We start from the raw sequence: 13,342 nt of genomic DNA, 5'->3' as shown, positions 1-13,342 counted from the left end.
TTACAGTCCTGTATTGGCGGCGATGTAAGCCTTCATCTTGCTCACATCGGCCGGCATCACTTCAAAGCGCTGCGGCAGCGCTTCGATATTTTCGAAACCGGCCGGGCGCTCGGCGTCTTCGCCCAATGCTTCCAGGATGGTTTCGTTGAACTTGGCGGCCAGTGCCGTTTCCAGCACGATCATCGGGACGCCCGCTTCCATGTTCTCCTTCGCGACCTTGATGCCGTCCGCGGTGTGGGTGTCGATCACGATGCCGTAATCGTCGGCCACGTCGCGAATGGTCTGCACACGGTCGTCGTGGGTCGACTTGCCTGACTTGAAGCCGTAGCCGGCGGCCAGCTTGAATTCATCGCCGTCGCTGCCCGGTGCACCGGATAGATCGAAGCCGCCGTCGGTTTCCACTTTCTTGAACAGCTCGCGCACGCGCTTGCCGTCGCCCTTCACCAGGTCGAACACGAAGCGCTCGAAGTTCGAGGCTTTCGAGATGTCCATCGATGGGCTGGAGGTGTGATAGGTCTCGGCCGACTTGCGCACGCGATAAATCCCGGTGCGGAAGAATTCGTCCAGCACGTCATTTTCGTTGGTGGCGACAACCAGCTTGTCGATCGGCAGGCCCATTTGGCGCGCTATATGGCCGGCGCAGATATTGCCGAAATTGCCCGATGGGACGGTGAACGACACCTTTTGCTCATTGCTCTTGGTCGCTGCCAGGTAGCCGCGGAAGTAGTACACCACCTGCGCCACCACGCGCGCCCAGTTGATTGAGTTCACGGTGCCAATCTTGTGGCGGGCTTTGAATTCCAGGTCGTTCGACACGGCCTTGACCATGTCCTGGCAGTCGTCGAACACGCCCTCGACAGCGATATTGAAGATGTTCGGATCCTGCAGGCTGAACATCTGGGCGGTCTGGAAAGCGCTCATCTTCTTGTGCGGCGACAGCATGAACACCTTGATGCCTTGTTTGCCGCGCATTGCATACTCGGCGGCGCTGCCGGTATCGCCCGAGGTGGCGCCGAAAATGTTCAGTTGCGCGTCCTTCTTGGCCAGCGCGTATTCGAACAGGTTGCCGAGCAACTGCATCGCCATGTCCTTGAAAGCCAGCGTCGGGCCGTTCGACAGCGACTGCAGCACCAGCTTCTTGCCGTCGGTTTCTTCCAACACGCGCAGCGGGGTGATGTCGGCCGCGTTTTCTCCATCGCGCACGTTGCGGTAAACGTCGGCGGTATAGGTCTTCTTGGCCAGGGCCCGCAGGTCGGCTTCCGGAATGTCGCCGGCAAACTTCTTCAGGATTTCTACTGCCAGGTCAGCGTAGGACAGGTAGCGCCACTTGTTCAGCTCTTCGCCGGTGACTTGCGGGTACTCGACTGGCAGGTACAGGCCGCCGTCTGGCGCCAGACCACCCAGGAGGATGTCGGAAAATTGCTGGGGAGAGTGTGATGCAGCCGACGCGTCGGCCCGGGTAGACACGTATTGCATAGAGTAGAAAGTCCGGTGGCGGGTGAAAACGGACACTTATTATAGTGCCACCAGACTTTCTTTGTGAATTTAGCTAAATTTCGGAATTTTCTAGCGTCAGCAAGCGGCGTGATTCACCGACACGACATGAATCGCCAGGCCGCCCAGCGACGTCTCTTTGTACTTGGCCTGCATGTCGGCGCCAGTCTGGCGCATGGTCTCGATCACATTGTCCAGGGTGACAAAGTGGGTGCCGTCGCCCTTCAGGGCCAGCGATGCGGCGGTAATCGCTTTCACCGCGCCCATGCCGTTGCGTTCGATGCACGGAATCTGTACCAGCCCACCGATCGGATCGCAGGTCATGCCCAGGTGATGCTCGATCCCGATTTCCGCGGCATTTTCGATCTGCGCGTTGCTACCGCCCAGTGCCGCCACCAGGCCGGCAGCCGCCATCGCGCATGCCACGCCGACCTCGCCCTGGCAGCCTACTTCGGCACCGGAGATCGACGCATTGCGCTTGCACAGCATGCCAATCGCCGCAGCGGTCAGCAAGAACGCGCGTACGCCGGTAATCGGGTCGACCGGTTTGCAGTCTTCCGCATAGTATTTCAGCACAGCGGGAATGATGCCGGCAGCGCCATTTGTAGGCGCCGTTACAACACGTCCGCCCGCTGCGTTCTCTTCATTGACAGCCATCGCGTACAAACTCACGCCGTTCAGCGCATCGTGCGGAAGCTGGTTGGCACGATCGCCGCCCTGCGCCTGGCGCCAAAGATCGGCTGCGCGGCGCTTCACATTCAGCCCGCCCGGCAGTTGGCCGCTGGTTTCCAGGCCATGCTGGATACAGTCGCGCATGACGTGCCAGATGCGGTCCATGCCCTCGTTGAGCTCAGCCTCGCTGATGCGCGTCAATTCGTTTGCACGCAGCATCTGTGGAATCGTCTTGCCGCTGCTGACGCCATGCCCCAGCAATTCAGCCATGGTGTTGAACGGGTATGGCAGCCGGACGGCAGGCTTGCCATCGGTGGCCGCCCCTTCGCCCTCGGCGCGAATGAAGCCGCCGCCAACGGAGTAGTAAATTTTGGAAGCGGTGCTGCCGTCCGTACGCGTCAGCGTGAAGCGCATGCCGTTCGGATGCTCAGGCAGGTTGTCCGCCATATGGAACACCAGGTGCTGCTTGCGCGTGAACGCAATTGTCTGCCCACCCAGCAGGCGCAATTCGCCGTCGACATCGGCTGCCGCCAGCATGTCTTCCACCGCGTCAGGATCGACGCCTTGCGGCGTTTCGCCCATCAGGCCAAGCAATACAGCCTTGTCGGTGCCGTGGCCGATACCGGTCAAGGCCAGTGAGCCGAACAGTTCCGCCGTCACCGAGGCGACATCGTCCAATGGACTGTTTTCGACCAGGAAGCGGCGTGCCGCCACCATTGGTCCCACCGTATGCGAGCTCGATGGGCCAATGCCGATCTTGAATAAGTCGAAAACACTCATGTCCATTGTTGCTTGTCTCTCTCTAGTTATGCGGCCTCGCTGAGGCTCACGTCGATATTCGCCAGCATGTCCTTCACCATTTCTTCCACGCCGATCTTGGCTTTCCAGTTCCAGTCCGCAGTCGCCTTGGAATCATCCAGGCTGCGCGGCCAGCTGTCGGCGATGGCCTGGCGGCTGTCCGGCGTGTAGGCGATCTTGAAGTCGGGCATTGCGCGGGTAATCGCCGCCGCCAGTTCTTCCGGGTTGAAGGAAACGCCGGCGACATTGTACGACGAACGAATCTTGATTTGTGAAGCGGGTGCGTCCATCAATTCAATGGTTGCGCGAATCGCGTCAGGCATGTAGATCATCGGCAGCGTGGTCTTCGGGCCGAGGAAGCAGTCGTAACGCTCACCGCGCAGCGCGGAGTGGAAGATCGCAATCGCGTAGTCGGTGGTACCGCCACCGGGAGGCGATTTGAAGCTGATGATGCCCGGGTAGCGGATCGAACGCACGTCCACGCCGTACTTCAGGAAGTAATATTCGCACAGTCGTTCGCCCGCCAGTTTGGAAATGCCGTAGATCGTGGTCGGGTCCATCACGGTGTACTGCGGGGTGTTCTCGGCCGGGGTGTTCGGGCCGAAAGCTGCGATCGACGACGGCCAGAAAATACGCAGCGGCTTGCCCTGCTCGCCGCGCTCACGCGCCACTTCCAGGATGTTCAGCAGGCCGTCCATGTTCAGGTCCCACGCCTTCAGCGGAGCCGCCTCGCCGGTGGCGGACAGCATTGCAGCCAACTGGTACACCTGGGTGATGCCTTCATCAGCGACCAATGCCTGCAGCGCGGCCTTGTCCATCACGTTCAGCACCTGGTAGCGCACTGCGTTGTACTTGTTGACCGGGCTGATGTCGGTTGCGATGACGTTTTGTTCGCCGTGCTGTTTGGCCAGGGCTTCCACCAGTTCACTACCGATTTGGCCATTGGCGCCGATGACGAGAATGCGTTCCATGATTCTTACCTGTTTTCCTGATTAATTCTTGATGATGCCCAGCTCTTTGCCGGCTTGTTCGAATGCTGCGAGGACCTTGTCCAGTTGCTCGCGGGTGTGGGCGGCGGAGAGTTGCACGCGCACGCGCGCCTGGCCCATCGGCACCACCGGGTAGAAGAAACCGGACAGCAGCACGCCCAGTTCATACATGCGGGCTGCGAACTTCTGCGCGACCGGTGCCTCGAACAGCATCACCGGCACGACCGGGTGGGTGCCTGGCTTGATGGTGAAGCCGATACGTTCGATCTCCTTGCGGAAGTAGGCGGTGTTTTCGTGCAGGCGATCGCGCAGTTCGGTTGACGCGGACAGGCGCTTCAGCACTTCCAGCGAAGCGCCGGCAATGGCTGGAGCCAGGGTGTTCGAGAACAGGTAAGGACGCGATTTCTGGCGCAGGGTGTCGATCACTTCCTTGCGGCCGGAGGTAAAGCCGCCCATAGCACCGCCCAATGCCTTGCCCAGGGTGCCGGTGATGATGTCGATCTTGCCCAGCACGTTGTGGTGCTCGTGGGTGCCGCGGCCGGTCTTGCCCATGAAGCCGGAAGCGTGGCACTCGTCGATCATGACCAGGGCGCCGTATTTTTCGGCCAGTTCAACGACCTTGTCCAACTGGGCGATGGTGCCGTCCATCGAGAATACACCGTCGGTGACGATGACTTTATGGCGCTTGTCGGCGGCTGCCTGCAGTTGCTTTTCCAGGTCGGCCATGTCGTTGTGGGCGTAGCGGAAGCGCGCGGCCTTGCACAGGCGGATGCCGTCAATGATCGATGCGTGGTTCAGCGCATCGGAGATGATCGCATCGTTTTCGTCGAACAAGGGTTCGAATACGCCGCCGTTTGCGTCAAAGGCCGCTGCGTACAGGATGGTGTCTTCGGTACCCAGGAATTCGGAGATGGCCTTCTCCAGCTGCTTGTGCACGGTCTGCGTGCCGCAAATGAAGCGCACCGACGACAGGCCGTAGCCGTACTTTTCGGTCGCTTCGATGGAGGCCTGCGCCACCCATTCCTGGCCCGACAGGCCCAGGTAATTGTTGGCGCACATATTGATCAGGGTACGGCCATCTTCCGACTGCACCTCGCTACCCTGGCGGGAAGCGATTACGCGCTCAGGTTTGTACAGGCCGTCACTGCGCAGCTTTTCCAGGTTTTGTTGCAGGCCGGTGTAAAACGCATTCGTCGCTTGGCTCATGGTCGTCCTCTGATGTAAAGTTTACTCTTATTTCACTATTTCGACGCGAATTCACTATATTGAACGTAAATTCGATATACGGGATCGTACTTTACTATATTGAACTCTGCAAGCGTGAAGCCGAACATTTCCACCAACGCTCCGCCGGAAGTCGGCGCCGCCCTCCAACGCTTGCGCCTGGCGCGCGGCCTGACACTGGAAGACCTGTCCCGTATTGCAGGCGTTTCCAAGTCCATGCTATCCCAGATTGAGCGTGAAAAAGCCAATCCGACCATCGCGATTACCTGGCGCCTGGCCAATGCACTGGGCGTACAGATCGGCGAGCTGTTGTCCGATGTCGAGAAGGATGTCGAAACGATAAAGTTGGTGGACGCGCACGAAACCCCTACCCTGCCAGGCGCCCACGCCGGCTACGTGCTGCGGATCCTGGGCCCGATGGAGTTGGCGGGCAAATATGAGTGGTACGAACTGACGCTGTCGCCGGGCGGCGAACTGGTGTCGCAGCCGCACGATCCGGGCACCACCGAGCACCTGACCATCCTGCATGGTTCGATGGAGCTGGAGGTAGGATCAAACAAGAAGAAGATCAAGCTGGGCGGCACCGCGCGCTACGCCGCCGACCTGCACCACGCCATCCGCAATCCGGGCAAATCCGAAGCAAAGGCGCTGCTGGTGGTTATTCACCGTTAAGTGGCTGCGAAGTGGGCGTCGATCTCGCGCGCAAGTGCCTCCACATAGGAGAACACTACCTGATCGGGATCGAATGGCATCCCAACTGTAACGGACAGGCTCGTCTGCTCAAGGCAGCTCATTACATTCTTTCGCTCGTCCTTAACAAAGATGCTCCAATGGGCCTGCTTGCCGAGTCCCGATTGAATCGGAATGGTGTCTTTTCTTGCAGCCTGGTCGAGCGTCAACTGGGAGGGTGCGTCTTCACCTCGCCAGTCCAGCACTGAGAAGACAGGATCGACACTTTTTCCCAAATCAAGAAACCCAACCAAGACAAGGAGCGCCCTGTTCGCGCTCGGCAGGCTCAATGCAAACACGGAACCAACAGGCAGGTTGGTCCGGAACTTTTTTGGTTTTGGTTTTGATACCTCGATCGCCTTTGGCACCGGCTGCTCGGAAAGCAAGCGCTGCTCGAGCGTGCGGAGCACTTTCTTTCGAGCGGTGACTTCAGCAGGTGCATCGCGCTCCCAGACGGCGATGTCACCGCCATGCCCGAGAAGCTCAAGTGCTTTGCTTCTGATGCTATTGTGGAGTCGCCCAAACTTCCAGGACGTGTCCGCGAGCGCGAAATACACAAGGCACGCAACCTCATCATCGCCAATCAGCCCACCATAGCCGTCCAGTATTCGTTCATATGCTTCGGTATCGGACAGTCCATGTTTCAGGTTCTCCTTGTACGCATCGCGCACTTCGCATGTCGTGTCATCTGAATACAGCCCCGCACCCCAAGCTCCCATAAAAACCCCTAACGTTTGCTAGCTTCACCACAATGCAAGGCACTGACAACATCCGCTTATGCCTCATGCATGCTGTTCAGAAAATACGCTCCGCCTCCGGCGGCGGGACTACCCAACTATGCATCCGTTCCTCATAGACTGAGACCCGCGGCGAAGGAAAGCTTGGATCGGCAAAGGCCCCAACTGGAATGCCCACGAAGCCGTCGACACTCTCGAGGCCGTAATAAACAGTCGAACCGCAAGTCGGGCAAAAATGGAACGTTACCTTGCCGCCTTCATCTCCCACCCGTTCGTACTGCGTGGATGCGCCGGACACAGTCACGTTCTCACGTGGGAATCTGGCTTGTTCACCGAACACGCTGCCGGTCCTCCGCTGACAGGCCAGGCAATGGCAGATCGAGATTCGCACAGGTTCTCCGATAACTTCGGCGGTGAGCTGCCCACAGCTGCAGGATGCGAGGCGTTTGGTCATCACATTGCTCCTATTTGACGATAGACCTGAAGGTCAGGCTGATACGCGGACCGGCATCTTCCATTTTCGGAATAGCGTGGAGCCAGTGATCTTGTACCTCTTTGGTCATATAGATCAACGACCCTGGCGGGAGTGGGTAATCGAACTCCACCGTTTTGTCGGTTTTACTTCTGAAAACGAGGGATCTAACGCTTCCAAGTGAGACAATCGCTACGCCAGTCCCTGCGCTGAGTTCTTCGCTCGAGTCGGAATGGAAGCCCATAGAGGAACTGCCATCCTCATAATAATTGAGCAGGCAGTTATTGGGCGTGAAACCGAGCACCTGTCCGATGCGCTCCGCAACCGAGGCGAGTTCGCGCGGCATTGGCGCCGGCTGGTACGATATCTGCGAGTAATCGTAGGAAACGCCAAAGCTCGCAGTCTTCCGGGCTTTCATCCGCTCGTCCCATTCGATAGACGTCAGCAGATAGTCGAACAGGTTCTCTGGCGACCCAAGAAACTGCGGCTCGAAACGTATTGGGGGGCGAGTCATAAATATTGAGGGAAAGCCCTAAGCTGCGTACAAACCGGGAAAGTACCGCTCCATGAGCGACTGTGGATACAAGGGCGCAGTAAATCCGAACTGTGCGTACAGCCCATGCGCATCCCCGGTGGCCAGCGTGAATCGGCGCAGCCCCTGAAGGTCCGGATGCGCGAAAACTGCGGTCATGAGGGCCTTGCCAAGCCCCTGGCCGCGACATTCGGGCAAGACGAAGACATCGACCAGATTGGCGAAAGTCGCGTAATCGGAGATAACCCGCGCAAATGCGACTTGTTCCTTGCCCAGAAATCCGCCGAAACAAAGCGAGTTGGCAATCGACCGATCGACCAAGTCGCGAGAAATACCCTTGGCCCAACTACTTTGCGATGAAAGGAAACGATGAACGAGCTCAATATCCAGCTCGTTCACCTGTGTGGTGACCCGAAATCCATCCATGCCCAAAGTTACACTCAATTGAAATTGCTGCAAATATTAGCATGGCTACATATGCCGTCGCTGACGGGGCGCTATCCCCAAGCTCATTCGCTAGTCCCGGCCAAATCCATGCGCGGGCTTCGACCATACGGCGACAGGTATCCGATTTCGCCGGTCGAAGAAGTCGTATGCCGCTGGCCCCTGCTGATAAGCGACGCCCTCTTCGAAGCCGGAGCGTTGCAATCCAATTCTATTATTGCCCTTGTAGGTGTACAAAGAGGTGCCATGGCCTTGCCCCGTTGCGACTACAACATAGTAGGTGAACGGCCCCTTGTCAAAGAAAACGATATCTTCGCCGGTATGCGGCGTGGTTGAGCCGCTGTAGATCCGGAACTTCGAACGGCGCGTTGCAACTGCTTCAATCTCCGGGTGCTTCAGCTTGCCGTAGCGGTAGGCCAGTTTTGTTGTCGACTCGCCTTGGCCCTCCGTGCAAAGGGATAGCAGCTTGCCGCTGGCCGGATAGCGCTCGCCGCCCCCCTGTTCGTCGTCAATTGGGCCCATCCATGCGTCAAGGAGCGCAACTTCGCCCGCCCGGCAATGCGTTGGCATAGAGTCCTGCGCTTGCGCCAACGGGCCGTGGAGAGCCAGCAATGTACAAGTAAGAATCAAGCGCATGATCGACAAATTACCTTCCTGCGCGCACTCAGATTGGCGCACCTGGCGGGATTGGCGGCAGCGTACGCAGCTTGACGCTGCGCGGATCAGCCAGATAACGCAATATGTGTTCGACCGCCTGGGCCCGGCTGGCGGCGATAGTGCCTTTACCGGGATTTGTTTTCAACCAGCCGGCAAAGGCACGCAGTTGCTGGCGCAGGCCGGCGTCCACGTTGGCGTGCAGTTTGCCGCCGTCCAGCGCTTGAAGCAGTGCGTCGAGCACGACCCAGTTGGCGGCGAGCTGCACTGCCTCGCCACCTGCCACGGTAGCGGGAACCGGGCCGCGCTTCCAGCCTCGGCCCAATGCCGCTTCGACCACTTCGTCGGCACCGGGCATTCCAGCGTCGCGCGCGTGCTGCCAATACAGGCGATTCAGGCGACCAGCGTCGAACAGGAAGCTGGCAGTCTGCGCGGCGCCCGATTCCGCGGCGGATAGCGCGTCAAACACAGCGCTCATGCGGGTGCCGAAGTACTCCTTATTGCGCTCAAATCCCGTCGATGGCGGCGACAACTGGTCGAGCACACCCGCCGGCAAGGCAAGGTATTCGGCGCGCAGCGTATCGGCCAGGCGCGCGAGCGCCGCCCGTTGCGTGGCGGCGGCGGTGGTCTTGATGCCTGCAACAGCGCGACCGGCGCGGATGTCGGCACCGGTGGCGGATTCGTATTCGCCGCCTGCCAGCAAACGCGCTACGGCTTCCCCCTGGTAACGCTGCAGCAGGTACACGGGCACCAGGCGCGCCTCCAGTTCGCCGGCCTGGCGTTCATCGGGCAGCACGTCGAAGGAGAAGTTGTCCAAGGCGCGGCGGCGGATGACGCCCAGTTGATCCCAGGTTGTCAAAGTGTCGGGGCCAAAGTCCCACAGCAGTCCATTCGGATGCGATGCGCCGGGTGCGCGCGCATCCTCGTCGGAGACATATTGCAGTCCGGCGGCACGGGCGTCGCTGCGCAGCTTGGCCAGTGCCGAGGCTTCAGCTTCGCCACTGCCAAAATCTCCGTAAATATGCTTCACGACATAATCGTCCCACGCCCCCACGCCAACACCATAGGCGTCCTGCAGGTCGATTGCACCGTCCGCGCCAAGCTTCAGGACCGGATGCGGGTAGTCCATTACCGAGCCATTGCCTTGCCGGCTGGCGGCAAAGTTATGGGCAAAGCCGAGAGTGTGTCCGACTTCATGGGCCGCCAACTGGCGCAAGCGTGCCAGCGCCATTTGCTCCGCAAGCTTGCGGCGCTCGGCGGGCGCGGATTTGCCATAAGGCGCCAACAGGGCTTCGGCAATCAGGATATCCTGCCGCACGCGCTGCGAGCCGAGCGTCACGGCGCCGCGAACGATCTGGCCCGTGCGCGGATCGGTGATCGCATTGCCGTACGACCAGCCACGCGTGGCGCGGTGCACCCAGGTGATGACGTTGTAGCGCACATCCGCGGGATCGGCCCCCTCCGGCATCAATTCGACGCGGAAACCGTCTTTGAAGCCAGCCTTTTCAAAGGCGTTTGCCCACCAGCGCGCACCTTCCAGCAATGCCGAGCGCACCGGCTCCGGGGCTCCGCGGTCAAGGTAGTAGATGATTGGTTTGCCGCCTTTTTCCAGGCGGTGGCGCACTTGCCAGCGCACGTCAAGGCTCGTCGCCAACGGTGTCGCGAAGTCGTAATAACCGGTGTCGAACCCGCCGGAGAACGGGTGGTAGCGGCGTGGCTGGTAGCCATTGTCCGGCAGCCGCACCATCGAGATGTGCTGGCGCATCGACAGGCTGGCAGGGTCGGCCGCCACCTGCTTTACATACTCGCCTGTGCCGGGGCCGGCAAAGGTCAGCAGGGCCTCCATCTCGATATTGTCAGGGAATGCCTTCGCTTCCGATGCCAGCACGGCGCTGCGCTTTTCATCCACGCGATATGCGCCCTGCTTGGTTTCATCGAGCCGCTGCACTACGCCATGCTGGTCGGCCAACAGGAAGCTGGAGAAGTCGACCAGGTGGCGCTGCCCCTCGCTGGCGAGGATCTCGCCCGACCACAGCACGGCCCCGGCGAAGGACTCCGCCACAGCATTGCGCTCGTCGGCATCGGCCGAACGCGCGACAAAGCGGGTGTTTTCCTGCAGCAGGAACAAGCGGTTGCCGAATTTCTGGAAGCGCACCAGCTTCGGGCTGCCCGGCTGCGCGCGGTCCAGGCCGACGTCGTTCGAACCAAGGGCGTAAGGCAGCGATGAAACCAGCAGGAATGGCTGGTCCAGTTCACTCACGGAGAGCAGCACCCTGCCCTTCGCCGCGTCGCGCCAGACTTCTATGAAGCCGGGCTGCGCGGCGAGTGACTGGGTCTGCTCGGCGAAGGTTTTTGGCGCTTCCGCCGCCGTGGCCGGCGCAAGCAAGGCTGTCCACAGCAGCAGGAGCGCGCGCATGGCTTACTGACCGCCGGTGGTGCTTGCCGGTGCGGCCGGATGCATGTCGAGGGCACGGGTCAGGAAGCCCCAACGGTCGGCCACTTCCTCGATCTGCTTGGTGGTCGGCTTGCCCGCGCCATGGCCTGCTTTGGAGTCGATGCGGATCAGGATCGGTGCCGCACCGGCTTGCGCGGCCTGTGCTGCAGCAGCGAACTTGAAGCTGTGCGCCGGCACCACGCGGTCGTCGTGATCGGCAGTCATGACCATGGTGGCCGGGTAACAGCCGCCCTGCTTCAGGTTGTGCAGCGGGGAATACTTGACCAGGGCCTTGAATTCATCCGCGTTGTCGGACGAACCGTAGTCCGAGGCCCATGCCCAGCCGATGGTGAACTTCTGGAAGCGCAGCATGTCCATCACACCCACCGCCGGCACCGCAGCGCCAAACAGATCCGGGCGCTGCGTCATCGCGGCGCCTACCAGCAAGCCGCCGTTCGAGCCTCCGCCGATCGACAGCTTGGCCGGCGAAGTCACCTTATTGGCCACCAGCCATTCGGCCGCGCCGATGAAGTCATCGAATACGTTCTGCTTCTGCAGCTTGGTACCAGCCTTGTGCCAGGCCTCGCCGTACTCGCCGCCGCCGCGCAGGTTGGCCACGACGTACACGCCGCCCATTTCGACCCATGCCAGGTTGGACACGGAGAAGCTTGGGGTCAGAGAGATGTTGAAGCCGCCGTAGCCATACAGGTAGGTCGGGTTGCTGCCATCCAGCTTCATGCCTTTCTTCGACACGATGAACATTGGCACCTTGGTGCCATCTTTGCTGGTGAAGAATTCCTGGCGGGTATCGAAGGCGCTCGGATCGAAGTCAACCTTCGGCTGGCGATAGATGCTCGATTTGCCGCTCTTCAGGTCCAGGCGGTAGATCGTGGCCGGCGTCGTGAAGCTGGTGTAGGCGTAGAAGGTCTCGGTATCCGTCGCCTTGCCGCCGAAACCGGAGGCGGTGCCGAGCCCCGGCAGCGCGATATCGCGCACCGGTTTGCCGTTCAGGTCGAACACCTTGACCGCGCTATGCGCGTCGCTCAGGTAGTTCAGCACAAGCTGCTTGTTGACGATGCTGGCGCCGGTCAGGGTTTGCTCGGTTTCCGCAACGATTTCCTTCCAGTTCTCGATGCCCGGCTTGCGAATATCGATCGCGACAATGCGCGAACGCGGCGCGTTCTTATCGGTCATGAAGTAGAACACCTGGCCGTCATTGTCGATGAAATTGTAGGAAGCATCGAACGCTTCCAGCAGGCCGACAACTTGCGCGTCCTTCGACTTCAGGTCCTTGATGAACACGCGGTTCTTGGCTTCCGTACCGTGCGAGCCGTTGATCAGCAGGTAGCGGCCGTCGTCGGTCACTTCCGCGCCAAAGCCCCATTCTTTCTGGTCCGGACGGTGGTAGGCCAGCGCATCGGCGCTTTGTGCGGTGCCCAGCTTGTGGAAGTAGACTTTCTGGAAGTAGTTCACGCCGGCCAGCTTGCCTTCTTCGGTCGGCTCGTCGTAGCGGCTGTAGTAGAAGCCGGAACCGTCGGCGGCCCAGGCGGTGTTGGAGAACTTGACCCATTTGATATGGTCGGCCATGTCCTTGCCGGTGGCGATGTCGCGAACCTTGATCTCGTTCCAGTCGGAGCCGGATGCGGCGGTGCTGTAGGCCAGGAACTTGCCGTTCGGGCTCACGGCGGTGCCGGCCAGCGCCACGGTGCCGTCTGCGGCCAGGGTGTTCGGGTCGAGCAGCACGCGCGGGGTTTCGGACAGGGTCTTGGCGATGTACAGGACCGCCTGGTTCTGCAGGCCGTCATTGCGGCTGTAGAAATAGCGGCCACCCTTCTTCGACGGCACGCCATAGCGCTCATAATTCCACAGCTTGGTCAGGCGCGCCTTGATCGCTTCACGCTCGGGAATCTGGGCCAGCCAGCCTTGCGTTACCTTGTTCTGCTCCACCACCCAAGCCTTGGTCTCGGCGCTGTTGGCATCTTCCAGCCAGCGGTACGGGTCGGCGACCATGGTGCCGTGGTAGTTGTCCTGCTGCTCGACCTTCTTGGTGGTCGGGTAGCTCACTGCTGCACTAGCTGCCGGGCAGGTCTGGGCCTGGGCCAGGGCTTGTGCGGAGAAGGCGGCAATCAGGGAAAGTGCAAGGGTGGCGCGCTTGAATGGCAT

General features: G+C 60.4%; 12 protein-coding genes. 1 reads left to right on the top strand and 11 read right to left on the bottom strand.

Going from position 1 to position 13,342, the window contains the following annotated elements; translation table 11 throughout:
• From thrC to kbl, 4 genes are all read right to left on the bottom strand, one after another.
• Positions 1–1,476 carry a threonine synthase gene (gene thrC, locus BM269_RS22695; protein WP_090442565.1) on the bottom strand — a complete coding sequence of 492 codons (1,476 nt, stop codon included), beginning with the start codon at positions 1,474–1,476 and terminating at the stop codon, positions 1–3.
• Between the two features lie 96 nt (positions 1,477–1,572).
• On the bottom strand, positions 1,573–2,952 hold the full coding sequence (locus BM269_RS22690; RefSeq protein ID WP_090442562.1) for an L-serine ammonia-lyase: 1,380 nt from the start codon (positions 2,950–2,952) through the stop codon (positions 1,573–1,575).
• Between the two features lie 20 nt (positions 2,953–2,972).
• Positions 2,973–3,935, bottom strand: coding sequence for an NAD-dependent epimerase/dehydratase family protein (locus BM269_RS22685; protein ID WP_090442560.1), 963 nt, complete (start codon positions 3,933–3,935; stop codon positions 2,973–2,975).
• Positions 3,936–3,956: 21 nt separating this feature from the next.
• On the bottom strand, positions 3,957–5,159 hold the full coding sequence (gene kbl / locus BM269_RS22680; protein WP_090442557.1) for a glycine C-acetyltransferase: 1,203 nt from the start codon (positions 5,157–5,159) through the stop codon (positions 3,957–3,959).
• Positions 5,160–5,273: 114 nt separating this feature from the next.
• Between kbl and BM269_RS22675 the strand changes: the two genes are divergently transcribed.
• Complete coding sequence (locus BM269_RS22675; RefSeq protein WP_090442554.1) at positions 5,274–5,849, top strand: helix-turn-helix domain-containing protein; 576 nt, start codon at positions 5,274–5,276, stop codon at positions 5,847–5,849.
• On the opposite strand, the gene BM269_RS22670 is transcribed toward BM269_RS22675, so the two are convergent.
• The 7 genes from BM269_RS22670 to BM269_RS22640 form a co-directional block, all read right to left on the bottom strand.
• Entirely contained in the window at positions 5,846–6,625 is a 780-nt protein-coding gene (locus tag BM269_RS22670; protein WP_090442552.1) for a hypothetical protein, read from the bottom strand. The two genes, BM269_RS22675 and BM269_RS22670, sit on opposite strands and share 4 nt — an antisense overlap.
• Before the next feature lie 76 nt (positions 6,626–6,701).
• On the bottom strand, positions 6,702–7,097 hold the full coding sequence (locus tag BM269_RS22665) for a GFA family protein (protein ID WP_090442549.1): 396 nt from the start codon (positions 7,095–7,097) through the stop codon (positions 6,702–6,704).
• Positions 7,098–7,107: 10 nt separating this feature from the next.
• Positions 7,108–7,629, bottom strand: a complete 522-nt coding sequence (locus BM269_RS22660; RefSeq protein WP_090442546.1) for an alpha-ketoglutarate-dependent dioxygenase AlkB family protein — start codon at positions 7,627–7,629, stop codon at positions 7,108–7,110.
• 18 nt (positions 7,630–7,647) lie between these two features.
• On the bottom strand, positions 7,648–8,091 hold the full coding sequence (locus tag BM269_RS22655; RefSeq protein ID WP_307154351.1) for a GNAT family N-acetyltransferase: 444 nt from the start codon (positions 8,089–8,091) through the stop codon (positions 7,648–7,650).
• A gap of 72 nt (positions 8,092–8,163) precedes the next feature.
• Positions 8,164–8,736, bottom strand: coding sequence for a hypothetical protein (locus tag BM269_RS22650; protein ID WP_090442540.1), 573 nt, complete (start codon positions 8,734–8,736; stop codon positions 8,164–8,166).
• 19 nt (positions 8,737–8,755) lie between these two features.
• On the bottom strand, positions 8,756–11,161 hold the full coding sequence (locus tag BM269_RS22645) for a zinc-dependent metalloprotease (protein WP_090442537.1): 2,406 nt from the start codon (positions 11,159–11,161) through the stop codon (positions 8,756–8,758).
• A 3-nt stretch (positions 11,162–11,164) separates the two neighbouring features.
• On the bottom strand, positions 11,165–13,342 hold the full coding sequence (locus tag BM269_RS22640; RefSeq protein ID WP_090442534.1) for a prolyl oligopeptidase family serine peptidase: 2,178 nt from the start codon (positions 13,340–13,342) through the stop codon (positions 11,165–11,167).

The organism is Duganella sp. CF458 (assembly GCF_900113115.1).
Lineage (GTDB): Bacteria > Pseudomonadota > Gammaproteobacteria > Burkholderiales > Burkholderiaceae_D > Rugamonas.
This window is presented reverse-complemented; position numbering and strand designations above follow the sequence as displayed.

Bases quoted from the DNA above. Each gene is read 5' to 3' on its own strand.
- thrC (WP_090442565.1), bottom strand. From the start codon at position 1,476: ATGCAATACGTGTCTACCCGGGCCGACGCGTCGGCTGCATCACACTCT.
- BM269_RS22690 (WP_090442562.1), bottom strand. From the start codon at position 2,952: ATGGACATGAGTGTTTTCGACTTATTCAAGATCGGCATTGGCCCATCG.
- BM269_RS22685 (WP_090442560.1), bottom strand. From the start codon at position 3,935: ATGGAACGCATTCTCGTCATCGGCGCCAATGGCCAAATCGGTAGTGAA.
- kbl (WP_090442557.1), bottom strand. From the start codon at position 5,159: ATGAGCCAAGCGACGAATGCGTTTTACACCGGCCTGCAACAAAACCTG.
- BM269_RS22670 (WP_090442552.1), bottom strand. From the start codon at position 6,625: ATGGGAGCTTGGGGTGCGGGGCTGTATTCAGATGACACGACATGCGAA.
- BM269_RS22665 (WP_090442549.1), bottom strand. From the start codon at position 7,097: ATGACCAAACGCCTCGCATCCTGCAGCTGTGGGCAGCTCACCGCCGAA.
- BM269_RS22660 (WP_090442546.1), bottom strand. From the start codon at position 7,629: ATGACTCGCCCCCCAATACGTTTCGAGCCGCAGTTTCTTGGGTCGCCA.
- BM269_RS22645 (WP_090442537.1), bottom strand. From the start codon at position 11,161: ATGCGCGCGCTCCTGCTGCTGTGGACAGCCTTGCTTGCGCCGGCCACG.
- BM269_RS22640 (WP_090442534.1), bottom strand. From the start codon at position 13,342: ATGCCATTCAAGCGCGCCACCCTTGCACTTTCCCTGATTGCCGCCTTC.